This window comes from Kangiella sp. HZ709 (assembly GCF_009674675.1).
Taxonomy (GTDB): Bacteria; Pseudomonadota; Gammaproteobacteria; order Enterobacterales; family Kangiellaceae; genus Kangiella.
This window is the reverse complement of record NZ_WKJC01000001.1, coordinates 1,075,768-1,098,115: the sequence shown is the minus strand read 5'-3', so window position 1 is coordinate 1,098,115 and position 22,348 is coordinate 1,075,768. Positions and strand designations below refer to the sequence as shown.

Here is a 22,348-nt window from a genome sequence, read left to right as displayed (position 1 = left end):
GTCTAACTACAGCTTGGTTAGAAGCTAGCGAAGAATTACTCTTCGCCGCCTTCTTCAGCTGCTGGAGCTTCGTCTTCTGCCGCTTCTTCAGTAGCTTCATCATCACTAGAAGCAGAAACAGTAGGAGGAACGATATTAGCAACAGATGCATCATTGTCTTGGTTTTGCTCGAAAGCAGCTAAACGTACGCCTTCTGGCATAGTTAGATCAGATAAGTGAACTACGCCACCCATTTCAATTGAACCCATGTCAACTTCGATGTACTCAGGTAAGTTACGAGGCATACAGATGATTTCAACAGAAGTTACTTGGTGAGAAACTACACCGCCTTCTTTAACGCCTGGAGCGTCTTCTTCATTTATGAAGTGTAATGGAGCGTTAGCGTTCATTTCTTGACCACGTACAACGCGCTTCAAGTCCATGTGTAATACTTTTGGCTTGAACGGGTGACGTTGTAAGTCTTTTAATAAAACTTCTTCAGTTGCGCCTTCAACATCTAAAGTGATGATTGAAGAGTAGAAAGCTTCTTCTTCTAAAAGACGAACTACTTGGTTGTGGTTTAAGGTTAATGATTGCGCTTCTTCCTTGCCGCCATAAACAACAGCAGGAATCATGTTCGCTTCACGACGTAGGCGGCGGCTCGCACCTTTCCCTATATCGCTACGCTTAGTAGCATTTAATACAAAATCGCTCATATTTGTCTCCAATTATGTACCCTTACGGGTAGACTATGAGTTTGAAAAACAGCCAATGACTTGCGACCAGCCAAAAGCCCATAAAAATTTGGAGCGCGATTATACACCGATAAAGCGTTTTTAAGCTAGTGTTTCAGCGAGGAAATCTAGGGTTTTTAACAAGATTTGAGCCAAATGGTGTGGAATAGACTGGGAATTTTAAATTGAGGCTAGTTCCAAGCACAAGTTTGCAATAATATTTATTGAGTTCCCGCATTTCTTTAAATGAAACGCGGGAACGACAAAATTTATAATCAGATCAAGAAGTTGTTCAAGATCAATCTAAAAACATAGTAGAGATAGATTCTTCGGTATTGACCCTTCTGATCGACTCACCCAAAAGAGGGGCTAAATCTAATCTTTCAATGCGATCGCAGCTTTGTGCAGCTTCTGATAAAGGTATGGTGTTGGTAATAACCAATTTATCCAAACCAGAACCATTAATATTATCGATGGCTTTGCCTGATAATACTGGGTGAGTAGCATAAGCTGAGACGCTTTTAGCGCCATGGTCTTTAAGGGCTTGAGCTGCCTGGCAAAGTGTACCGGCAGTATCGACCATATCATCGACGATGACACAATCTCGACCAGAAACGTCACCAATAATATTCATTACGCTGACTTCGTTAGCGCGCGGACGACGTTTATCGATAATAGCTAAGTCTGCATCGTTTAAACGCTTAGCGATAGCACGAGCACGCACTACACCGCCAACGTCTGGAGAAACGACCATCAAGTTTTTGCTAGCATCTTGTAGAATGTGTTCCAGTAGAACTGGAGTGGCGTAAACATTATCAACAGGGATATTGAAGAAACCCTGAATCTGATCCGCATGTAAATCAACGGTTAATACACGGTCAAAGCCAACGCCACCGATCATATCGGCAACCACTTTAGCACTAATGGGTACGCGCGCTGAACGAACACGTCTATCTTGGCGTGCATAACCGTAGTAAGGAACCACTGCAGTGATACGCTTTGCTGAGGCACGCTTTAATGCGTCAGCCATAATGATCAATTCCATTAAATTGTCATTGGTTGGAGCGCAAGTTGATTGGATAATGAAAACGTCTTTACCGCGAACATTTTCTAAAACTTCTACACTGCACTCGCCATCACTAAAACGGTTAGTAGTGATATTGCCTAATGGCACATTAAGGTATGAAGAAATACTAGCGGCAAGATCTGGTGTGGCATTACCACTAAACAGCATCAAGTCAGACATGAAAAAAGGCCCCAAAAAGCAATAAAATTGAAAAATTAAGTTTCAAGCAGTTGAGCTGGATAGTATAAGAAGAAAATGGCAGGGGTAGCAGGATTTGAACCTACGAATGGCGGCATCAAAAGCCGCTGCCTTACCGCTTGGCGATACCCCTATTTTTAAATTCCTCTATCAGCGGGGAGGTATTGATACCTTGAGCTTCAAGAGTTAACCAGCGCTGCTTGCACAGTGCCGATATTTTACTGGCTTCTCGCTTATTGTCAAAGGTTAAGAAGACACAACTTCCAGTACCTGTGAGCATGGCTTTACCGTATTGATTTAGAAACTCTAAAGCCTCTTTCACTTCAGGATAAAGCTCTGCTACTAATGGCTGAAAAGCATTATAACCTAAGCTTTCCAAGTCCACCTCTGAGCGAGAGGCGCGTAATTTAATGGGTTTATCGTCTCTTGTCAACGCTGGATGTGAAAAAATTTTGCCGGTGTTGATAGAGCACTCAGGATAAACAATAAGATAGTGTTTTTGGGGCAACTTGGCTGCCGTTAAAATTTCTCCAATTCCTTCTGCCCAGGCGCTATAACCATGGACAAAAACGGGTATATCTGCACCCAATTGTTCGCCTATGGTGCATAACTCAAAATTGGATAAATTCAGCCCCCACAAAGTATTTAAAGCCACTAAAGTGCTAGCGGCATCAGAACTGCCACCGCCTAAGCCAGCCCCTGAAGGCATGCGCTTATTTAATTTAATAGTTGCGCCAAGCTGATGTTTTTCTGCTTTAGTTATAAGTGCTTGGGCTGCCTGTATGACTAAGTTATCTTCATTAGCTACTTCTTGGTAGTCAGTGATTAGCTCTAATTGGCCAGTCATATTGGGTTTAATCCAAAGCTCATCACCAATATTTAGCAATTGGAATAGGGTTTGCAGATTATGATAACCATCGGCTCTGTTGCCTAAGACCCTTAGCTCAAGGTTGAGTTTTACTGGTGCTGGCCAATAGCTATAACCGTTTTCATCAGTCAAGCCCGTCGAATGAGTGAAGTGCAAGTTATAAGGCGTCACTTAGAAATCCCAATTATAATTCCCAACTATATTTCCCAGCTACGAATCGAGAGTATCAATTTATTATCACCTTCAATAATACGAATTTTCGCAGGCATTTGCTTGTTATCACTCGATAGGTATTTCTCGTAACTGACATTAAATACTTTATTTTGCTGTGCAGAGCTTTGCTCGATATAGGTGAGCGATTGTAAAGTACCATCGGTATTGATAGCGATTTTATCTCTGCCAACACCCGTGGGTACGCCTTTTATCCAGTCTGATAAATAGTTTAACGGTAACTTCCAGCCTAATGTCTGTGCAATTAAGGCGCTGGCATTTGGACCTTCAAAAAAACGTTCATCAGCAGTTTCCAAGGTAGTCCAATCTGGAGTGGAATTCATCAAGGCATAAGTATTACCAAAAGCGCCATACATCCTGAATTTAAAGCTTTTATAACCATTTTGCTGCCAGTGGAAATTACTGGAAAAGCTATCTTGCGGATTACTAATGCCAATGCGGCCTTTTAAGGCAAAGGTTTGGATCGGCTTTAATGCTTTATAGTTTGCTTGCCATAAAGGATCATCCCATTCAGTCGTTGCTTGTGGGGCTCTCTTGTTCTCACAGGCTGGCAGCAAAAAACTAACAAAGATAAGCGTTATAAATTTTGTATTCATAAATCAAGGCAATAAATTGGCTTTCGGGAAGCGTAGCAGCGTGTCGCGAATATATAAGTTAGAGGGCTCTTGTTGCAAGGCCTTTTTCCAGACAGCAATCGCTTTTTCTGTTTGCCCCATTTGCCATAAGACTTCACCAAGGTGAGCAGCTATTTCTGGAACTGGTGCTTTATCGTAGGAGAGTTGAATGTATTTTAAAGCTTGCTCTAAATTACCCAAGCGATATTGAATCCAGCCCATTGAGTCTAAAATAGCATCATTATCGGGTTCAGCTTGGTAAGCGGATTCGATGAGCTTTTTAGCTTCATCTAAGTTTTTATTGGTGTCGGCTAAGGTGTAACCTAATGCATTTTGTGCATTAACATTATCTGGGGCAATGCTTAATAAATAGCGTAAATCTGCTTCTAATCGATCATATCGTTTTAAAGGCTCGTTTGATAAAGCTCGTGAATACAATAAGTCCAAGTCTTCAGGAAAGGCCTTAACTTCTTTATCAAGCACGGCAAAAATTAATTCATAAGCTTTCTCTTGAGTTAAAATATTCACAGCACTGAAGGTGACTTCTTTACGTAAATATTCATTAGGGGCTTGTTGTTGCAGTTGATAGACTTTATCTAAAAAACCGGTTTGCGATAAGGTTTTGTCCGCAAGTAATAACTGTAAATAATAAATAGTGCCATTATTGGGTTCTAACTGAATGGCTGATTCAAGTCTGGACTTAGCCAGTTGATACTGCTCATACTCCAATAAATAATTCACTTCATATTTCAGTAGCATTTGTCTTTGATTGAAATCAACTAAGTCTTGCGCTTTTTGTAAGCTTTCTGCTCCAACACGATACATTTCTTTATTGGCATAAATCGTTGCCATCCGCTGACGAGCTTCTAAAAAATACTGGCTCACAGGAACCATTTCAAAGCAACTTAAACTTCTAATGATGTCATCATTACGCTCTGCCGAATCACCACAATAAAAAGCACTAGCTTCTTTACGGTAATCATCAATGGCTAGTTGATAAAAGATATCAGTTGCTTGTTGATATTTTTTATTGGCAAAGTGGCTTCCGGCTAATAGAAACTGAGCTTCGGAATTATCCGGCTCTGAATCTACAATTCTTTGAAAGCCAATGGTCGCTGAGGAATAATCTTTTTGTCGATAGGCAAAGTTGGCTAACTCTGAAACTTGAACTTTACTTAGAGCTTGATGGGACAAGATTTTTTTTAAATAACTTGCGCTCTTTTCTAGTGAGATAAGACTCAAAGCTTTAACCTTAGTATTTATGGCGGCAATGAAACCTGGATTCTTCTCAATAACCCTATCTAGAAGTAAGTGAATTCGCGCTAACTTTGTTAATGGGCCTCGGCTATTAAGGTGTAAATAGGCTTCTGCGGTTTGCGTGGCGTCGCCATAAAAAGACTGAGGGTTTTCCGTATTATATCGCTCTAAGAGAGAAGCTAGACCTAACTGTTGGTGCTCCAGCCCTTGCTGATCGAGGGTTTTCGAAAAGGCTAAGGTCAGCAAATCGTTGAAGCTATTTTTGAGTACACTAGCAGAAACTTGATAGCTTGCATCAGCGTCAACGTTTGAGTTTATTTCTGCTGGATAAAGTGACAGTAAATTATTATAAGCTTTTTCGTATTGAGATTTATGAAGTGCAATTAATAGGGCAATTCTTTTTGGGGCGCTGGAATCAGGTGAACTGGTTTGCCATATGTCTAGAGCTTTTTCAGCGGCAATAAAGTCTTTTTGAAATAATGCTATTTTGGTACTAAGAGCAGCAATTTGAGGACTTTGAGTTTTTCCTAAAGCATCTTGGTAATTGCTTTGAGCGATATCTAAGAACTGTTTTTTTTCTGCCAGCCTTGCCAATAAGATGGAATAGTACAATTGACTACGTTGGTCAGGACTTAAGTGACTAACATCAGTAGTAGTGTGCACCAAAGCTTTAGTGGAATTAGTTTCATTGGGTAAAAGCTTTGGTGAAGACGCGCAAGCAGCGAGCATCAGTGTGCTAATAGTCAATAGCAAAAGGTATTTATTGCGCAAAGAAAAATCCACTCGAACTCATAAAAAGTTAGATTATCAGTTTTGCTTTTGAAAAACAGTGAATTTTTATAAAACTATCAACTTAAGTGAGAAGAGCTATTAATCTCGCAGATAATATTTGCCGATGCTATAATTCGCGCCATTAAAGCATTTCGAACATTTCTGGAAATAGTTTAACTCTCTATGTCATTGATATCTTTGGGAATTAATCATAAGACTGCGCCGGTATCGGTGCGGGAAAAAGCAGCCTTTGCTGAGCATGAATTAGCTCAAGCCATGGCTGATTTGCAGTCTTGGTTAAATCAAGAGTTATCGATTAGCCTGCAAAAGCCCTCAGAGGTTGCGATTATTTCAACCTGTAATAGGGTTGAATTTTACATAAACGCTACGGGCTGTGAGCCTGAAATAGTGATGGAGCAAACCAAATCATGGCTTCAGAACTATAATCAGCTGGAAGAAAAGCTTGATTCTTATTTGTATCTTCATAGCAATCTAGCAGCGGTAGGTCACATTATGCGAGTGGCTAGCGGATTAGATTCTATGGTGCTGGGTGAGCCACAAATTTTAGGTCAGTTAAAAGCGGTCTACCAAAAAGCTAAACGAGCGGGCACATTAGGTGTGGATATTGAGCGCCTATTCCAAAAAGCGTTTTCTGCGGCTAAAAAAGTTCGTCATGATACTGATATTGGTACCAACCCAGTTTCGGTTGCATTTGCGGCAGTTAATTTGGCCAAACACATCTTTGCAGATTTCTCTGAGTTAACAGTGTTGTTTGTCGGCGCAGGTGAGACAATTGAATTGGCGGCAAGGCATTTGCAGCAACAAACCGTTGGGCAAATGTTAATGGCCAATAGAACTTTGGCTAATGCACAGAAATTAGCGCAAGAGTTTTCCGGTCAGGCCATTGGTTTAGAAGCTATTCCTCACTTTTTCTCACAAGCGGATATAGTGATTTCTTCCACCGGTAGTATGTTACCGATCATTGGTAAGGGTATGGTGGAAGAGGCGCTAAAAAAGCGCAGGCGCAAAAGTATCTTTATGGTGGATTTAGCTGTACCAAGAGATATAGAAGCTTCGGTAGCTGATTTGGATGATGTGTATCTTTACACGGTTGATGATTTGGAAGGTGTTATTCAAGACAATATGCAAGCTCGACAAGAGGCTGCCACTCAAGCTGAAGCTATTATCTTGCCTTTTGTTGAATCTTATTGGCATTGGCTGGAGAATCAGAAAAAGCATGATACAGTGCGTGATTTACAAAAGAAATACCAACAAATCGCAACACAAGAGTTGCAAAGGGCTAAAGCCCAATTGCAAAATGATGCTCAAGCAGAGGATGCACTTGAAGCTTTAGCGCATCGTTTATTAAAAAAGTTTATGCATCAACCGCTGGTTTGGCTGCGTCAAGAATCGAACTCAGAGTCGACAGTGGAAATTGAGCAGGATGATTTGTTGCGTGAGATTTTTAAACTTGATGATGACTAACAAAAAATAATAGCGATAGGAAAAGAATTTACCCATGTTGCAAGAATCCGTTATAGAAAAGTTACAAGGCTTGGTTGATCGTCATGAAGAGTTGAGTGCCTTACTGGGCGATCCAGATGTGATAACCGATCAGAATAAGTTTAGAGATTTATCTAAAGAATATTCTGCACTTGAAGAAGTGGTTGCAGGTTTCCAAAAATATCAAGAAGCGATTGACGGTTTGGCTACAGCTGAAGAGATGCTGAGTGATAGTGATCCTGATATGCGTGAAATGGCGCAAGAAGAATTAAAAGAATATAAAGGCTTATTGGTAGAGCTAGAAGATGAGCTACAAAAGTTATTACTACCAAAAGATCCGAATGACGATAAAAATACTTTCCTAGAAATTCGTGCTGGCACCGGTGGTGACGAAGCAGCAATTTTTGTTGGTGATTTATTCCGTATGTACTCTAAGTACGCAGAAAAGAAGCGCTGGCAGGTTGAAGTGATGAATGAAAACCGTAGCGATCAAGGTGGTTACAAAGAAATCATTATGCGCATCAGTGGTGATATGGTTTATTCACGTTTAAAGTTTGAGTCAGGCGCTCATCGAGTACAGCGAGTTCCAGAAACTGAATCTCAAGGCCGTATTCATACCTCAGCTTGTACCGTCGCGATTATGCCTGAAGCCGATGCTGTGGATGCAATTGAAATTAATCCAGCCGATTTGCGAGTCGATACCTTTCGTGCTTCTGGCGCAGGTGGTCAGCATGTGAATAAAACGGATTCAGCGATTCGTCTTACTCACCTACCAACTGGGGTAGTAGTTGAATGTCAGGATGAACGTTCTCAACATAAAAATAAAGCCAAAGCCATGGCCATGTTGCAAGCTAGAATTCAAGCGGCGGAAGATGCTAAAGCACAACAAGAACAAACTGAAATGCGTCGTAATCTAGTAGGAACAGGTGACCGTTCAGATCGCATTCGTACTTATAACTATCCGCAAGGCCGCATGACGGATCATCGCATTAATTTAACCCTGTACAAGTTAGATGAAATTATGGAAGGAGACATCGATCAGATTGTTGAACCTTTAGTGGCTGAGAATCAAGCTGACCAATTAGCTGCACTTGCAGAATCAGCTAACTAGGATTGGGTAAAGCTTCAGTGTTCCAGTCTTTAAACACTGTTAATGAATATCTGAAAGCCGCGACTCAAGAATTGCGGGCGGTCACGGATGAGCGTGAATCCCAATTAGAGGCAGAGCTTTTATTGGCATTTAGTCTGCACAAAAGTCGGACTTGGCTAAAAACTTGGCCTGAATTTCAATTAACCAATGGTGATGATCAGTTATTCTGTCAATTAATAGAAAGAAGATTAACTGGCGAGCCGTTAGCTTATATTATCGGTTCGCAAGATTTTTGGACTTTTAACCTGAAAGTCACTCAAGACACCCTTGTCCCAAGACCTGAAACTGAATTATTGGTTGAGCTAGCCCTTGATAAAATTCCTTTGGAAGGCGACTTTAATGTGGCTGATTTAGGCACAGGCAGTGGCGCTATAGCTTGTGCGTTGGGCTATGAGCGTTCTCAAGCAACTGTTTTTGCAGTAGATTTTAGTGAGAGGGCATTAGCAGTTGCTCAGCAAAACGTCAGTAGTTTAAGTCTTGATAATGTTAAATGTCTGCAAAACTCGTGGTTAGTAAATTGGCAAAAGGGCAAACTCGATTTAATTGTATCAAACCCTCCTTATGTTGCTGAAGACGACCCTCATTTAAAGGATTTAAGCTTTGAACCCTATTCTGCTTTGGTCTCTCAAGATAATGGCTACGCTGATATTAGAATCATCGCTGAGCAAGCAAAATCTATTTTAACTAGCAAAGGCTATTTAATGTTTGAGCACGGTTTTGAGCAAGCTCAAACTATTCAGTCCATTTTGCAAGAATTAGGGTATGTTGAAATTGAAACTTTTCAAGATCTAGCAGGGCTTGATCGAGTGACTATCGCACAACCAGCCAATTAGCTTGCTAAAAATTGGAATTAGTTGGCAATATGTTTGTCTACTAGTTGGATTGAATTTACATCTAAAAAATTATTCTCACCAATAGTTCAAATAAATCCCTTTATGCTTGGTTTTGACTTGCCCCAAAGGGTGACTATTGTTAGAGTAGCGCGATAAGTAAAAAAATGCGCTTTATCAATAAACACAAGCCTTTTGGGGCAGTTTCAAGCATCAATAAATGCTTTTTTAGAGCGATAAACACAAAATTTCTACATTAGGACTGCTCCTTTCTATGTTTAAAAAATTACGCGGTATGTTTTCGACAGATTTGTCGATTGATTTAGGGACAGCAAACACTCTTATTTATGTACGTGATCAAGGTATCGTGTTGGATGAGCCATCGGTGGTGGCGATTCGACAAGATCGAGTCGGTGGCGTTAAGTCAATTGCAGCGGTTGGTGAAGCAGCTAAAAGGATGTTGGGTAGGACCCCAGGTAATATCGTTGCGATCCGTCCGTTAAAAGATGGCGTCATTGCTGACTTCGAAGTAACCGAAAAAATGTTGCAGCATTTTATCCGAAAAATCCATGATAATACTTTTTTTCGCCCAAGCCCTAGAGTTTTGATTTGTGTTCCTTGTGGTTCGACGCAAGTTGAAAGACGTGCAATTAAAGAATCAGCGCTAGGCGCTGGTGCTCGTGAAGTACATTTGGTTGAAGAGCCGGTAGCAGCAGCAGTTGGTGCAGGCTTACCCGTTGGTGAAGCTCGCGGTTCGATGGTGGTAGATATTGGTGGTGGTACTACTGAGATTGCGATTTTATCTTTAAATGGTGTGGTTTATTCGGATTCGGTACGTATTGGTGGCGATCGTTTTGATGAAGCCATTATCGAATATATTCGTCGCAATTATGGCACGGTAATTGGTGAAGCTACCTCTGAGCGTATTAAGCATGAAATTGGTACCGCTTATCCTGGCACTGAAGTTCGTGAATTGGATGTGCGTGGTCGTAACTTAGCAGAAGGTATTCCAAGAAGCTTTACTATTAACTCGAATGAAGTATTAGAAGCCTTGCAGAACCCTTTACATGGAATTGTGAGAGCGGTGAAAGCTGTTCTTGAGCAATCTCCGCCTGAATTAGCTGCGGATATTTCTGAGCGCGGTATGGTGCTAACGGGCGGCGGTGCTTTGATTCGAGATCTTGACCGGTTGTTAATGGAAGAAACAGGTTTGCCAGTTATTGTGGCAGAGGATCCATTGACTTGTGTAGCTCGCGGCGGCGGTAAAATTTTAGAAACTTTGGAAGAGCACGCTGGCGATTTATTTTCCGCGGAATAATTAAAGTTTACAATAAAAATCGGGCTTAAAGCCCGATTTTTTTATATGATGGTTTTATTAAAATACAGTATTTAAAAGTAGTAATTAAATAGTTAGGGGTAGTTAGCTATTAAGACAATATTCACTCAAGGTCCTTCTTTATTAATTCAATTAATATTAGTGCTTATAACTTGCTCTAGCATGATGGTACTTGATTACCGCTATCAATATTTGAATTCAGTTCGCAGTACTTTTTCCACATTGGCATCTCCAGTTTATTATTTAGCAAATTTACCAAGTGAAATCAGCGTCTGGGCTGATGATAACATTGTGAGTCGAGCCGATCTGATTGATGAGAATCAAAACTTAAAAGATCAGCTCATGATACTCAAAGCCCAGAATCAACGATTGGTAGGATTAGAGTCAGATAATGCTCAATTACGTAAACTACTTAACTCATCAAGAAAATTAAAAGGTAAGCGTCTGATTGCAGAAATTATTAATGTGAACACTAATAATTATGCGCAAGAAATAATGGTTAACAAAGGCTCTAGTGATGGTTTATATGTCGGTCAGTCCGCTGTCGATTCTGATGGTGTTATGGGGCAGGTAATTGAGGTGACCCTTTTTTGGAGTCGTATTATTTTGATTAATGATCCCAATCATGCAATTCCAGTTAAAAATAACCGGAATGGAATTCGGGCGATAGCTAGAGGTAATGGGATTAACTTAAATGTGATGCATTTACCAAGTACTATCGATATTAAACAAGGTGATTTATTGTTAAGTTCGGGTTTGGGTGAAAAATTCCCTGATGGTTACCCTGTCGCTAAAGTAGTATCAGTCACTAAAAATTCGGATCAACCTTATTTAGAAGTTATTGCAGAACCGACAGCCAATATCAATACGGCAGATCATGTGTTGCTACTTTGGGAAACAGCAACTCAAGAGTTGGAGGCAACCAATGAGCGGTAGCAAAAGAGGAACCTGGTTAATATTGCTGTCTTTAATGGTAGCCATGGTTTTAACTTTGTTTCCGATACCTGATTCATGGCAAATGTGGCGACCATCTTGGGTTATGTTGGTATTGAGCTTTTGGGTCTTATATATCCCGGAAAGAGTCGGTTTGTTTTGGGCATTGATAGTTGGGCTAATGCTTGACGTGATTTTAAATACCAGTATGGGCTTGCATGGCTTTGCATTGGCAATCACGACTTTTATTCTGCAGTTATTGTATAAGAGAGTTCGTCTCTTCCCTTTATGGAAACAAGGTTTATCACTAGCCATTGTAAGCGCAGTTTATTTAGCCATAACCTATTGGTTAGGTCGTTTAACGGGGAAATCTATTGATACATTGCCATGGATTGGAATTGTCTTAAATGGAGTCTTATGGCCTTGGATTTACCTTTTGTTAAAGCAAATAGCTGGTTATTTTAAGGTCAAATAAGAATGCTTCATCAATATCAGAGCATTTATCTTGCATCTAATTCACCTCGTCGAAAAGAGCTGCTCACTCAGTTGGGAGTAGCCTTCACTCATATAAACAACGAATTTGATGAAACTCAACTGGCCAATGAGACTCCACTTGAGTATGTGGAGCGATTAGCAATGGGAAAAGCTTTATCGGCAAAACAAAATTTAGCTACAAGCACTCAGGTGCTCACAATGAATATGGAATCGCTGAATAGCTATAAGGTTCCAATTTTAGCAGCGGATACTATAGTAGTATTAGAAAATGAAGTACTAGGTAAGCCAGTAGATAAGCAAGATGCTGTTAATACGTTAAGCAAATTATCTGGTAAAACGCATCAAGTTTTAACGAGTGTTGTAGTGGTAGATTCAGAGCAACAAGTCCAAAAAACCAGTCAAAGTTCAGTCACCTTTGAGCATATTAATCTTTCTCAAATCAATACCTATTGCGATACTTTAGAGCCAATGGGGAAAGCTGGTTCATATGCGATTCAGGGTGTTGCTGCTAGTTTTATAAAACGATTAGTTGGAAGTTACTCAGGTGTTATGGGGTTACCCTTATTTGAGACTCGACAAATGCTTGATGAATTTAACATCAAATACCTATTGAATTGACGGGTTAATTGCTACACTAAAATTTATCAAAAATAGAAAGTTGCTATGCGCGAAGAAATTTTAATTAATGTAACGCCACAAGAAACGCGAGTTTCTGTAGTAGAGAATGGTGTCCTGCAAGAAGTGCATTTGGAAAGGACTGCTAATCGAGGTGTTGCAGGAAATATATACAAAGGTATTGTGACGAGAGTCATGCCTGGCATGCAGGCGGCTTTTGTGGATATAGGTTTAGATAAAGCTGCTTTTTTACATGCCGCAGATATCTTTATGGAGCAAGATCTTGACTCCGCAAGCGAAAAAAATTCTGATGACTCTGATGAACCGCAAGATATTACTAATTTAATTCGAGCGGGCCAAAAGATTTTAGTGCAAGTAATCAAAGATCCTATCAGTAGTAAAGGGGCGCGATTAACAACTCACATCACTATTCCATCACGCTACTTAGTCTTGATGCCAGATCATAAACATGTTGGTGTTTCTCAGCGAATTGAAGAAGAAGAAGAGAGACTGCGATTAAAAAAAATTTTACAAGAGAGTTCTAATGAAGAATATGGCTATATAGTCAGAACTGCAGCAGAAAAAGCAGAAGCGGAAGAGTTAACTCGTGATAGTCTTTTTTTACAAAAGTTATGGGCTGAAATTCAACTGCAAAAAAAGAAAGTTAAGTCGCCCGGGCTATTGCATGAAGATTTACCATTAGAACTTAGAATTATGCGGGATCTATTAGCTGAAGATATTGAGCGTGTAAGGATTGATGACGAAGTCACCTTTAATCAGGTTAATAAGTTTGTAAAAAAATTCACACCAGCTCTGACACAAAGAATAGAAGCTTATAATGGTGAACGCCCAATATTTGATTTGTATAATATCGAAGAAGAAATTCACAAGGCACTGGAAAGAAAAGTGCAATTAAAATCCGGTGGCTATCTTGTTGTCGATCAAACTGAAGCGATGACTACCATTGATGTCAATACTGGTGCATTTGTAGGACACAAAACCTTAGAAGAAACGATATTCAGAACCAATCTTGAAGCTGCGAATGCTTTGGCTAGACAACTAAGATTAAGAAATCTGGGTGGAATTATTATTGTCGATTTTATTGATATGCAAGATGCAGAGCATAAAAGACAGGTACTACGAACATTAGAGAAGGCCTTGGATCGAGATCATGTTAAAACCCAGATCACGGAAGTTTCCTCTTTAGGTTTAGTTGAGATGACGCGCAAAAGAACTCGTGAGTCACTTGAACAGTTGATGTGCGAGCCATGTCAGTATTGTAATGGTCGTGGCTTTATCAAAACTGCAGTAACTATTTGTTATGAGATATTTAGGGAAATTAGCCGTTCGTCGCGCGCTTATGATGTTCAAAAGTTATTAGTATTAGCTAGTGAAGATGTTGTTGAATGTATGCTTGATGAAGAAGCGAGCGGTTTAGCGGAACTAGAAGATGCCATAGGCAAGCCGATTCGCTTACAAGCTGAACCATTATATGGCACTGACCAATACGATGTGGTGCTGATTTAGTTTATGGCTTCAGCATTCAGCAAATTTTTATCTAAATTAATATCGAAATCTATTTGGTTAGTATCCATATTACTCATCATCTTCGTGTTGCTGCTATCATTAATCAAAGTTTCATTACCTTATTTCTTACAGAAAAAAACAATCATTCAAGAGTATGTGGCCGACTATGTTGGTGGACAGCTAGATTATAAAAATTTACAAGTTGACTGGTCTGGTTTTCATCCGATTGTAGAAATTACTGACTTACAGTGGTTAGATAATAGTCGAGGCGTTGAATTTAGTAGTAAGAATAATAAACTAAAACTAGATTTGTGGGCCACAGTTTATAGTGGAAATTTAGTAACCAAAGAAATCGAATTATCATCTGTTAAGCTAAACCTTGTTTCCTCCACAATATCAAATTCTAATAAGTTGATGTCACTAGAAGACTTTGAAAAGTCTTCACGAAATTTTATTAATGATTTTAACCATGACTATATTTCAATTGTTGATTTGGAATTTTCTGCATTAGCTGAGCAAGAGCAGTTCACTCAAAGAGTATCTCAACTCATTTATAAGCATGATAAAGATGAGCGCCAACTATTACTAGATACTTATGGTGACCTTATTAAAAAAGGGCGGCTAGTGATAGAGTCGCAAGGCAGCTTTTTTGATAGCGAGGAACAGCTGCAATATTATTTGGATATTAAATCTTTAGAATTAGAGAAGCTGAACAAATTAGTTCACTTAGAACATATTGTCGATTATCAACAGGTCAACTTAAAAACCTGGCTCACTCAAACTAATGGAAAGTTAGAGACTGGACGGCTCGAAATAAACAATGCTGAAAGGGCAGCAGCTAAGGTCGATATCGCTCTTAATCTTTCTAAGCAAGGTGAGTATTACACCATAAAGAGTGACAAGTTATTAATTTCAACAAAAGAAAATGATGGCTATGAGCAGCATCAAAGTTATATTGAACTGACAGCATCGAACCGTGATAATCAGATTGGCTACCGATTAAAAACGGGAGTTTTACCTTTTGGATTTTTGACAAGAATAATAACGCCTGCACTAACCGACGAGCAATTAACTGTTTTAACTGGCTTGCAACCCAAAGGAATCGTCAATTCGGTAGATTTAGTGCTAATAGATTCAAAAGACGCTATTCAACCATTTAGTGGGACATTAGACTTTAGTGACATTAAGATAAATCCATTTAGGAAAATACCTGGGGTAGAGTTAGATAATATAATTATAAAAGGAGAGCAAGGCTCTTGGTTTGTAAACGCTAAAACAAATAACGTCTCTTTTGATTTTCGTCCTATGCTCAAGGAAAAAACTGCTGTTAAAGAACTAACCCTAAGTGGTATTTATGAGATAGAGCAGTCTAGCACTTTTCTTATAGAGCAGTTTTCATTTGAAAATCAAGATGCGAAAGTCAAAGCAAGAGGAGTTGTAACATTTGATGATGATCTACATATGTCACTTTATGCTGAAGGTGAAGACATCAATGTGGCTAAACTTGAGAATTACTGGCCACGACAGGGCAGCTTATCAAAAAAAGCTTTAGCTTATTTAGATCAGAGTCTTAAGTCTGGACAAGTACCTTTTGCAAAGTTCATATGGCAAGGGTCAATGCAGAACTTTCCTTTTAAGAATAATGATGGAGTATTTAACGTTCAAGCTAATGTAACAGATACGGACTTTAAATTTCAGCCAGATTGGCCGATAGCTACAGACATTGACGCCAAAGCGATATTTGATAATGAAAGAATATCCTTTGCGACAACAGATGGAACTTTAGAAGGTGTAAAGATTTTAAAGGGGGTAGCTATTATTCCCGATATAAAAGCTCCAGATGAAGAACTCTCGGTAAAACTATCCGTAAAAACCGACTATCCAAGCTATAAGAAAATATATCTGCAATCTCCTATGCTTGACAAATTAGGGGGTGATCTTCTTAATTTAAAATTTTCAGGCTATTTGGCAGCAGATCTTAATTTGGATTTTTTGTTAGCTACGGAAATAAAATCTAAGATAGAAGGCCTTATTAGTTTTTCTGATACCAGTATTTCAGGCATTCCTTATGGCTTAATTTTGGATAACACAAATGGGCAGCTTCGTTTTACAGAGAATGGAGCTGTAACTAGAAAACTAAAAGGTACTCTTTTCGATAGCCCCTTGAGTATTGATGTAAAGATAGGGAACTTTACAGATGATGATGACTTTATCCAAATCGATGCAAATGGAAAAGTTAGTTTGGCCAAAGTCAGTCGACAACTTATGGGTTATGAGCTATTAGATACCAGTGGGAAGAGTGACTTTTCGCTGCACTACAAGGTCGCAACACAAGAGAATTTTGAAGAGTCGTTAATCGTTAGAAGTAATCTAGTCGGTACTGCTATTAGTGGGCCTGAATGGATAAAGAAAAGCCAGAGTAAGGTGACAAACTTTTTAGCAACATTTTTTAAGCAAGATGAAACTTTACAAGTAAGAGCATCCTATGGCAATCAATTATCGGCTCAAATTGAGCAAAATCAAGCAAGCAACTACCTTCCAACAGGTATTATCAAACTGGGCGACTTAGCGACACAGAAACTTGAAATACCTACGAAGGGCGTTGCTATAGAGGGTTATTTTAACTCTATATATGTAAATGAATGGTTAGATGCAATTAACATTAAGTCAGAAGGCGACTCAAATTGGCCCAATTGGATTCAGCGAATAAACTTAACGACTCCTAAGCTTATCTTTGCTGATCAAGCTTTCACTAATGTCAGAATTAATGATATCAAAGGGGAAAGTGATGAAAAAAATGCGATACGTTTTAATTTTTATTCCGAGCAAGCTAGAGCCAATATTAATTTTTTAGAAAATGGTCAAAAAAAATTAGTTATTGAAAATCTAAATATGAATTTATCATTAGATTCTAATGAAGTTAATGAGCAAAATTCAGTCGATATAGATCTAGCTGAATATGATGATTGGATACTGGAGTGCAAAATATGCACTATCAATGGTTATCAATTTGGACCAGTGGAACTGAAAAGTAAATTTTCCAGTAGTCAAATTACTATTGAAGGCAAAGCTTTTGTAAGTGATCAACTGCTATCTCAAATTCAAGGCACAATCGATCAAAATAGCACCAACATTAATTTGAATTTTGATATACCTAAGCCAAGAGGCTTGATGGACTTTTGGAATTTAGGTGGTGGACTTAGAGATTCAAAAACATCTGGTGAGTTATCTCTATCCTGGCCAGGCCGTTTGCATGATTTTGAGTTAAGCCAAACTGATGGCTACTTCAAATTAAAAGCAGGCAAAGGATCCATACGGGAACTAAGTGATAAAAAAGCGCGCATCTTTAGTTTGTTTTCGCTCGAATCAATTCCACGACGACTATCATTAGATTTTAGTGATCTATTTAGAGATGGTTTCTTCTATGATGATATTATTGGAAATTTTAAAATTGAAAAAGGCGTTCTATTAAGTGAGAAGGTAGAGATAAATGGTACTGCGGCTGATGTAGTGGTCAATGGGCAAGTTGATTTGAATCAACAATCAGTAGAGCAACAAGTTCTGGTAACTCCTAAACTTGGTTCTAGTTTGCCTGTATTAGCGGGGTGGGCAATCGAGCCAACCACTGGCTTGATAATGCTAGTGATTAGCAAAATTTTTGAACCAGCTTTAAATGTAGTATCGAGTATCGAATATAAAATTACGGGACCACTCGATGACCCAGAAGTGCTTGAAGTCTCGAAAAAAGCTAAAGAAATCGAAATCACTGATGAGCAGATTGAAGCTGAGAAGGCTTTGCAAAATATTCAAGAAATCACTAACCCAGTTCAAGATAATAAGACTGATCAGAAAATTGAAAAAGCTAAAGAGCCTACACCATGAAGGTGGCAGCATTACAATACACTGCCAGCGCAGACCTAGATGCTAACTTAGCAAAGCTAGAGTCAATGCTTAAAACTTGTTATCAAACTAAAGTCGATTTGTGCCTATTACCAGAAAATTTTGCCTTAATGCCAGTCTCTTCAAGCCAAAAATTAGCCATACAAGAGCCACATCAAAAAGGTCGAGTGCATGAATGGCTGACAAAGATGAGTGCTAAATTTGGACTTTATTTAATAGCAGGCTCTTTTCCTGTTGCATCTAGCGATCCTAAGCGACCTTATGCTCGCTGCTTAGTTTATGATAATACAGGTCATTTAATTTCTTATTACGACAAAATACATCTATTTGATGTTGGGGTCGCTGCTAACGAGTCATATTGTGAATCCGCTGATACAATGGCCGGCACTAATCCTGTGATAGTCGATATTAAAGGATTTAAGGTTGGTCTTTCCATCTGCTATGATTTGCGCTTTCCAGAGCTGTATCGGTACTATCAAACGCAAGGTGTTGAGCTTATTGTGGCCCCATCTGCCTTTACTTATGTCACCGGTAAAGCGCATTGGGACACGTTATTAAAAGCTCGTGCGGTTGAGAATTTATGTTACTTACTAGCAGCTAATCAAACTGGTGTGCATGATAACGAAAGGCGCACTTATGGGCATAGTAAAATAATTGATCCTTGGGGAGCAGATTTGATACAGCTTACAGAAGAAGAAGGGGTAATTAGTCATCAATTATCGAAGGGACTAATAACTTCCATAAGACAAAGATTCCCTGCCCATACCCACACAGTTAACTTTTTGTAATATTAACCATCATACCAATAATTATTGAGTCAGATTATGAATTTACTTAACCAAGTTGAAAGCCAATTATTTCAAGAGTCTGACTTAAGTTTAGATTATTTATGCCAATCAATAGAAAGACTCAACAGTTATCAGCTGGATTATTCTGATATTTATTTACAACAAGGAAGTATGGAGTATTGGCAGCTTGAAGATGGTCTGGTTAAAGATTCAAGCTTTAATTTGGTAAAAGGATTGGGGGTTAGATCAATCTTAGGAGATAAAACGGGTTTTGCTTATGCTAATGCATTTGAACAGCAAGAGCTCACCAATGCAATAAAAGCGGCGGCTTCTATTAGTAAGGCTGGTCAAAATAAGCACGTAAGCTTTAAGACCTCTGCATCTGAAAATATATTTCAGCATGCTTCCCCTATGACTGATGTTCGACAATCAGAGAAGATTAATTTATTGCAAGACATTGATAAGTTAACTCGTGGTCTTGATGAAAAAGTCAGCCAAGTTATTATTGGTTTATCCGCAGCTGATGAGTCAATCTTAGTGTTAGCCACGGATGGGGTGCAAGCAGCCGACATTCGACCTATGATTCGATTGAATATAACGGTGGTAGTCGAATCTAAAGGTAAGCGAGAGCGAGGTTCGGCAGGTATCGGCGGGCGATACTTATGGGCAGAGTTATTGGCAGCAGATTTTTCAGATCTAGCCAAGCAAGCTGTGCAACAAGCATTAAGAAATTTGGATGCGCAAGAAGCGCCCGCGGGCAGTATGCCCGTAGTCTTGGGTAATGGTTGGTCAGGTGTGTTATTACATGAAGCCGTAGGCCATGGTTTAGAAGGGGATTTTAATAGAAAAGGCTCTTCCGCATACTCAAATAAAATAGGCCAAAAAGTAGCATCAGATTTATGTACCGTGGTTGATGATGGCAGTATAAAAAATATGCGTGGCTCCCTTACTGTTGATGATGAGGGAACCCCTGCGCAATCTAATGTATTGATCGAAAAGGGTATTTTAAAAGGGTACATGCAAGATAAACATAATGCTCGGTTAATGGGTGTAGAGCCAACCGGAAATGGTAGGCGAGAATCTTACGCGCACTTACCTATGCCGCGCATGACGAATACTTTTATGCTTTCTGGCAGCTCTGAAAAAGAGGAGATCATTCAATCCGTAAAAAAAGGGATTTACGCGCCTAACTTTGCCGGTGGTCAGGTTGACATCACTTCGGGTAACTTTGTGTTTAGTGCCAGCGAGGCATATCTTATTGAGAATGGAAAAATTACCGCGCCGATAAAAGGCGCCACTTTGATTGGCAACGGCCCTAAGGTTTTACAAAAAGTAAGTATGGTTGCGAACGACTCGTGCCTTGATCCTGGAATTGGTGTTTGTGGAAAGGCAGGTCAAAGCGTACCTGTTTCGGTTGGGCAGCCAACCATGAAAATTGATGAGTTAACGGTTGGCGGTACTAAAAGCTAGCCGTCTTAAGGACTATTTCAACTAAATATTTTCTTTTAGATACTGAAAAATGAGTCGCTTTGATTTGGGTGGCTGATTGCGTTTTTCTTCATTAATGGCATTTCGGATTAATTGACGAAGATGCTGCCTGTCTAAATGATAATATTCGTTAAGTAAGTCGGTTAGCGCACTATTACCGTCGGTGATCAAACTATCTCGCCACGCTTCAAGGTCGTGAAACTTTCGGTTTTCTAATAATTTTTCTTGATCAAGAATATCTAACTGCTCTTGAACGGCATCCATATCTTCGCTTCTAAGCAGTTTACCTATGTACTTTATTTGACGATTGCGACCTATAGGGCTCGTTATTCTTTTTCCTTCAAGAATGGCTTTTATACTGGTTTCGCTTAAGGGATAAGTTATCAACTTATCTTTAGGGATTTCTAACAGCCGCTTACCTAATTTGGTGATTTTTTGGATATCTCTCTTCTGTTCTGATTTAGAACGGTAATCGTCGTTGTTTTCGATTGCTTTTTGCTCAGACATAATATAAATCGCCGGTAATATAAGCTGCAACAGCAGAGTAGTGTTATCAACATAGAATCTATATTTAGTATTCTATGTAAATATGATGCTTAATACAAAGTCATCATTAAGATAATTACAACCGCTGCGGATAGTTTTGTTAAGATAGTAAAACTTAAGACGATTTCTAAGGCCCTTATTTAATGAATGCGAAAAGCCAGCAATTGACTTTAGCTCAACTTGCAGAGCAACAAACTATCACTGCCAGTAAATATCAAGAACTGGTAAAAGAAGGACTCTTGATGGCACAAAGAGCTGGTGCTGATGCAGCTGAGATATGGTGTCATAATACTGTTGGTAATTCGATTGAAGTTCGAAACCAAGAGCTTGAAACCTTAGAGTTTAACCAGGATAGCTCATTAAGCTTAACTTTGTACTTCAATCAATCTAAGGGTTCAGTTTCTATCAATGATGTGACTAGAAGCGGCATTGAGAAAGGCGTTAAAGCGGCTTCTGATATTGCTCGATTTACCCAAGCTGACGAGTATGCTGGATTAGCTCCAAAAGATAGAATGGCAACAGACATTAAAGACTTAGAGCTGTGCCATCCAAGCTCTATGTCTATTGAGGAATCTATTGAACAAGCGAAGATGGCTGAAAGTACTGCCTTAGATAACTTCATAATTAAACAATCAGAAGGCGCTAATATATACGGTCATTGCTCAGCAAGCATCTGTGCCAATAGCCATGGTTTTATAGCAAAGAAATTTACCAGCAGGTACAGTTTATCGACTACTATGATTGCCGATAGTGATAGTGGTATGCTGAAAGAAGCTTATTATAGTGTCGGTCGTGATTACTTGGATTTAGAGCCGGCCCAATTAATTGGAACAGAAGTTTCTAATCGCCTACAAAGAAGATTGCGTCAAGGAACTATCAAAGCTGGTAAATATCCCGTAGTTTTTACGCCCGAAACAGCAAGGACTATTTGGGGGCACCTTTTAAGTGCTCTAAAAGGGGGGGCTTTATATCAAAAATCTTCCTTCATGTTGAATAAAAAAGATCAAAAAGTTTTGCCTAGCACAGTACAAATCGTAGAAGATCCTTTTATCCTAAAAGGTTTTGGTAGTGGGTGTTATGATTCCGAGGGTGTTGCGACTTATAAACGAGATATAGTGGCAGATGGTATTTTGAAGGATTATTTCTTAAGTAGTTATTCTGCAAAAAGGTTAGGTCTTGAATCTACTGCAAGTGCTGGCGGCATTCATAATATCTTAATTGGTCATGATGAAATTTCTCAAACAGAATTGATAAAAAAAGTGGGCACAGGTTTATTGGTTACTGAACTGATGGGACAGGGTGTCAATATAGTTACTGGTAACTACTCTAGAGGTGCTAGCGGCTTTTGGATAGAAAATGGTGAGATAAAGCATTTTGTGCAAGAAATTACTATTGCCGGCAACTTAAATGATATGTTGTTGAATATTATCGGCCTAGCAAATGATATCGATCACCGTTCAAGTATCTTAACGGGCTCTATGGCTATTGATCATTTAATTGTTGCTTCTCAATAAGTTTA

General features: G+C 39.2%; 18 protein-coding genes and 1 tRNA gene. 12 read left to right on the top strand and 7 right to left on the bottom strand.

Annotation, left to right across the window (positions count from 1 at the left end):
• Positions 1-35: 35 nt before the first annotated feature.
• From GJS41_RS04970 to GJS41_RS04945, 6 genes are all read right to left on the bottom strand, one after another.
• Positions 36-695: a 50S ribosomal protein L25/general stress protein Ctc gene (locus GJS41_RS04970; protein ID WP_154246205.1), complete on the bottom strand. Its 660-nt coding sequence runs from the start codon at positions 693-695 to the stop codon at positions 36-38.
• Between the two features lie 316 nt (positions 696-1,011).
• Positions 1,012-1,959, bottom strand: coding sequence for a ribose-phosphate pyrophosphokinase (locus GJS41_RS04965; protein ID WP_154246204.1), 948 nt, complete (start codon positions 1,957-1,959; stop codon positions 1,012-1,014).
• A 76-nt stretch (positions 1,960-2,035) separates the two neighbouring features.
• A tRNA-Gln gene (locus tag GJS41_RS04960) sits at positions 2,036-2,110 on the bottom strand.
• Positions 2,090-3,016 carry a 4-(cytidine 5'-diphospho)-2-C-methyl-D-erythritol kinase gene (ispE, locus tag GJS41_RS04955; RefSeq protein ID WP_370515628.1) on the bottom strand — a complete coding sequence of 309 codons (927 nt, stop codon included), beginning with the start codon at positions 3,014-3,016 and terminating at the stop codon, positions 2,090-2,092. The genes GJS41_RS04960 and ispE overlap by 21 nt, the downstream gene beginning before the upstream one ends.
• Positions 3,017-3,042: 26 nt before the next feature.
• Positions 3,043-3,672 (bottom strand): lipoprotein insertase outer membrane protein LolB, encoded by a 630-nt coding sequence (lolB, locus tag GJS41_RS04950; protein ID WP_154246203.1) that lies wholly within the window; start codon positions 3,670-3,672, stop codon positions 3,043-3,045.
• A gap of 3 nt (positions 3,673-3,675) precedes the next feature.
• Positions 3,676-5,730 carry a tetratricopeptide repeat protein gene (locus GJS41_RS04945; protein WP_154246202.1) on the bottom strand — a complete coding sequence of 685 codons (2,055 nt, stop codon included), beginning with the start codon at positions 5,728-5,730 and terminating at the stop codon, positions 3,676-3,678.
• Between the two features lie 171 nt (positions 5,731-5,901).
• On the opposite strand from GJS41_RS04945, the gene hemA reads away from it, so the two are divergent.
• From hemA to tldD, 11 genes are all read left to right on the top strand, one after another.
• Positions 5,902-7,203: a glutamyl-tRNA reductase gene (gene hemA / locus GJS41_RS04940; protein ID WP_154246201.1), complete on the top strand. Its 1,302-nt coding sequence runs from the start codon at positions 5,902-5,904 to the stop codon at positions 7,201-7,203.
• A gap of 37 nt (positions 7,204-7,240) precedes the next feature.
• Positions 7,241-8,332: a peptide chain release factor 1 gene (prfA, locus tag GJS41_RS04935; protein WP_154246986.1), complete on the top strand. Its 1,092-nt coding sequence runs from the start codon at positions 7,241-7,243 to the stop codon at positions 8,330-8,332.
• Between the two features lie 2 nt (positions 8,333-8,334).
• Complete coding sequence (gene prmC, locus GJS41_RS04930; protein ID WP_154246200.1) at positions 8,335-9,204, top strand: peptide chain release factor N(5)-glutamine methyltransferase; 870 nt, start codon at positions 8,335-8,337, stop codon at positions 9,202-9,204.
• A 271-nt stretch (positions 9,205-9,475) separates the two neighbouring features.
• Positions 9,476-10,519 (top strand): rod shape-determining protein, encoded by a 1,044-nt coding sequence (locus GJS41_RS04925; RefSeq protein ID WP_154246199.1) that lies wholly within the window; start codon positions 9,476-9,478, stop codon positions 10,517-10,519.
• Positions 10,520-10,627: 108 nt separating this feature from the next.
• On the top strand, positions 10,628-11,473 hold the full coding sequence (gene mreC, locus GJS41_RS04920; RefSeq protein ID WP_370515673.1) for a rod shape-determining protein MreC: 846 nt from the start codon (positions 10,628-10,630) through the stop codon (positions 11,471-11,473).
• Positions 11,463-11,945, top strand: a complete 483-nt coding sequence (mreD, locus tag GJS41_RS04915; RefSeq protein WP_154246198.1) for a rod shape-determining protein MreD — start codon at positions 11,463-11,465, stop codon at positions 11,943-11,945. The genes mreC and mreD overlap by 11 nt, the downstream gene beginning before the upstream one ends.
• Positions 11,946-11,947: 2 nt before the next feature.
• Complete coding sequence (locus GJS41_RS04910; RefSeq protein ID WP_154246197.1) at positions 11,948-12,583, top strand: nucleoside triphosphate pyrophosphatase; 636 nt, start codon at positions 11,948-11,950, stop codon at positions 12,581-12,583.
• A gap of 45 nt (positions 12,584-12,628) precedes the next feature.
• A complete protein-coding gene (rng, locus tag GJS41_RS04905; RefSeq protein ID WP_154246196.1) occupies positions 12,629-14,107 on the top strand; it encodes a ribonuclease G in 1,479 nt (492 codons plus the stop codon).
• 3 nt (positions 14,108-14,110) lie between these two features.
• The gene (locus GJS41_RS04900; RefSeq protein ID WP_154246195.1) at positions 14,111-17,989 is read left to right on the top strand and encodes a YhdP family protein; all 3,879 of its coding nucleotides are present in this window, start codon (positions 14,111-14,113) and stop codon (positions 17,987-17,989) included.
• Positions 17,986-18,795 (top strand): carbon-nitrogen hydrolase family protein, encoded by an 810-nt coding sequence (locus tag GJS41_RS04895; RefSeq protein WP_154246194.1) that lies wholly within the window; start codon positions 17,986-17,988, stop codon positions 18,793-18,795. The genes GJS41_RS04900 and GJS41_RS04895 overlap by 4 nt, the downstream gene beginning before the upstream one ends.
• Positions 18,796-18,831: 36 nt before the next feature.
• Positions 18,832-20,265: a metalloprotease TldD gene (gene tldD, locus GJS41_RS04890; protein ID WP_154246193.1), complete on the top strand. Its 1,434-nt coding sequence runs from the start codon at positions 18,832-18,834 to the stop codon at positions 20,263-20,265.
• Positions 20,266-20,286: 21 nt separating this feature from the next.
• Here the strand turns inward: tldD and yjgA are convergent, their stop codons facing one another.
• Positions 20,287-20,790 carry a ribosome biogenesis factor YjgA gene (yjgA, locus tag GJS41_RS04885; RefSeq protein WP_154246192.1) on the bottom strand — a complete coding sequence of 168 codons (504 nt, stop codon included), beginning with the start codon at positions 20,788-20,790 and terminating at the stop codon, positions 20,287-20,289.
• 182 nt (positions 20,791-20,972) lie between these two features.
• On the opposite strand from yjgA, the gene pmbA reads away from it, so the two are divergent.
• Entirely contained in the window at positions 20,973-22,343 is a 1,371-nt protein-coding gene (pmbA, locus tag GJS41_RS04880; RefSeq protein ID WP_154246191.1) for a metalloprotease PmbA, read from the top strand.
• Positions 22,344-22,348: the final 5 nt, after the last annotated feature.

What these genes read in the sequence shown, in the direction of transcription:
- GJS41_RS04970 (WP_154246205.1), bottom strand. Translation starts at nt 695, where the DNA reads ATGAGCGATTTTGTATTAAATGCTACTAAGCGTAGCGATATAGGGAAA.
- GJS41_RS04965 (WP_154246204.1), bottom strand. Translation starts at nt 1,959, where the DNA reads ATGTCTGACTTGATGCTGTTTAGTGGTAATGCCACACCAGATCTTGCC.
- lolB (WP_154246203.1), bottom strand. Translation starts at nt 3,672, where the DNA reads ATGAATACAAAATTTATAACGCTTATCTTTGTTAGTTTTTTGCTGCCA.
- hemA (WP_154246201.1), top strand. Translation starts at nt 5,902, where the DNA reads ATGTCATTGATATCTTTGGGAATTAATCATAAGACTGCGCCGGTATCG.
- GJS41_RS04925 (WP_154246199.1), top strand. Translation starts at nt 9,476, where the DNA reads ATGTTTAAAAAATTACGCGGTATGTTTTCGACAGATTTGTCGATTGAT.
- mreD (WP_154246198.1), top strand. Translation starts at nt 11,463, where the DNA reads ATGAGCGGTAGCAAAAGAGGAACCTGGTTAATATTGCTGTCTTTAATG.
- GJS41_RS04910 (WP_154246197.1), top strand. Translation starts at nt 11,948, where the DNA reads ATGCTTCATCAATATCAGAGCATTTATCTTGCATCTAATTCACCTCGT.
- rng (WP_154246196.1), top strand. Translation starts at nt 12,629, where the DNA reads ATGCGCGAAGAAATTTTAATTAATGTAACGCCACAAGAAACGCGAGTT.
- GJS41_RS04900 (WP_154246195.1), top strand. Translation starts at nt 14,111, where the DNA reads ATGGCTTCAGCATTCAGCAAATTTTTATCTAAATTAATATCGAAATCT.
- GJS41_RS04895 (WP_154246194.1), top strand. Translation starts at nt 17,986, where the DNA reads ATGAAGGTGGCAGCATTACAATACACTGCCAGCGCAGACCTAGATGCT.
- tldD (WP_154246193.1), top strand. Translation starts at nt 18,832, where the DNA reads ATGAATTTACTTAACCAAGTTGAAAGCCAATTATTTCAAGAGTCTGAC.
- yjgA (WP_154246192.1), bottom strand. Translation starts at nt 20,790, where the DNA reads ATGTCTGAGCAAAAAGCAATCGAAAACAACGACGATTACCGTTCTAAA.
- pmbA (WP_154246191.1), top strand. Translation starts at nt 20,973, where the DNA reads ATGAATGCGAAAAGCCAGCAATTGACTTTAGCTCAACTTGCAGAGCAA.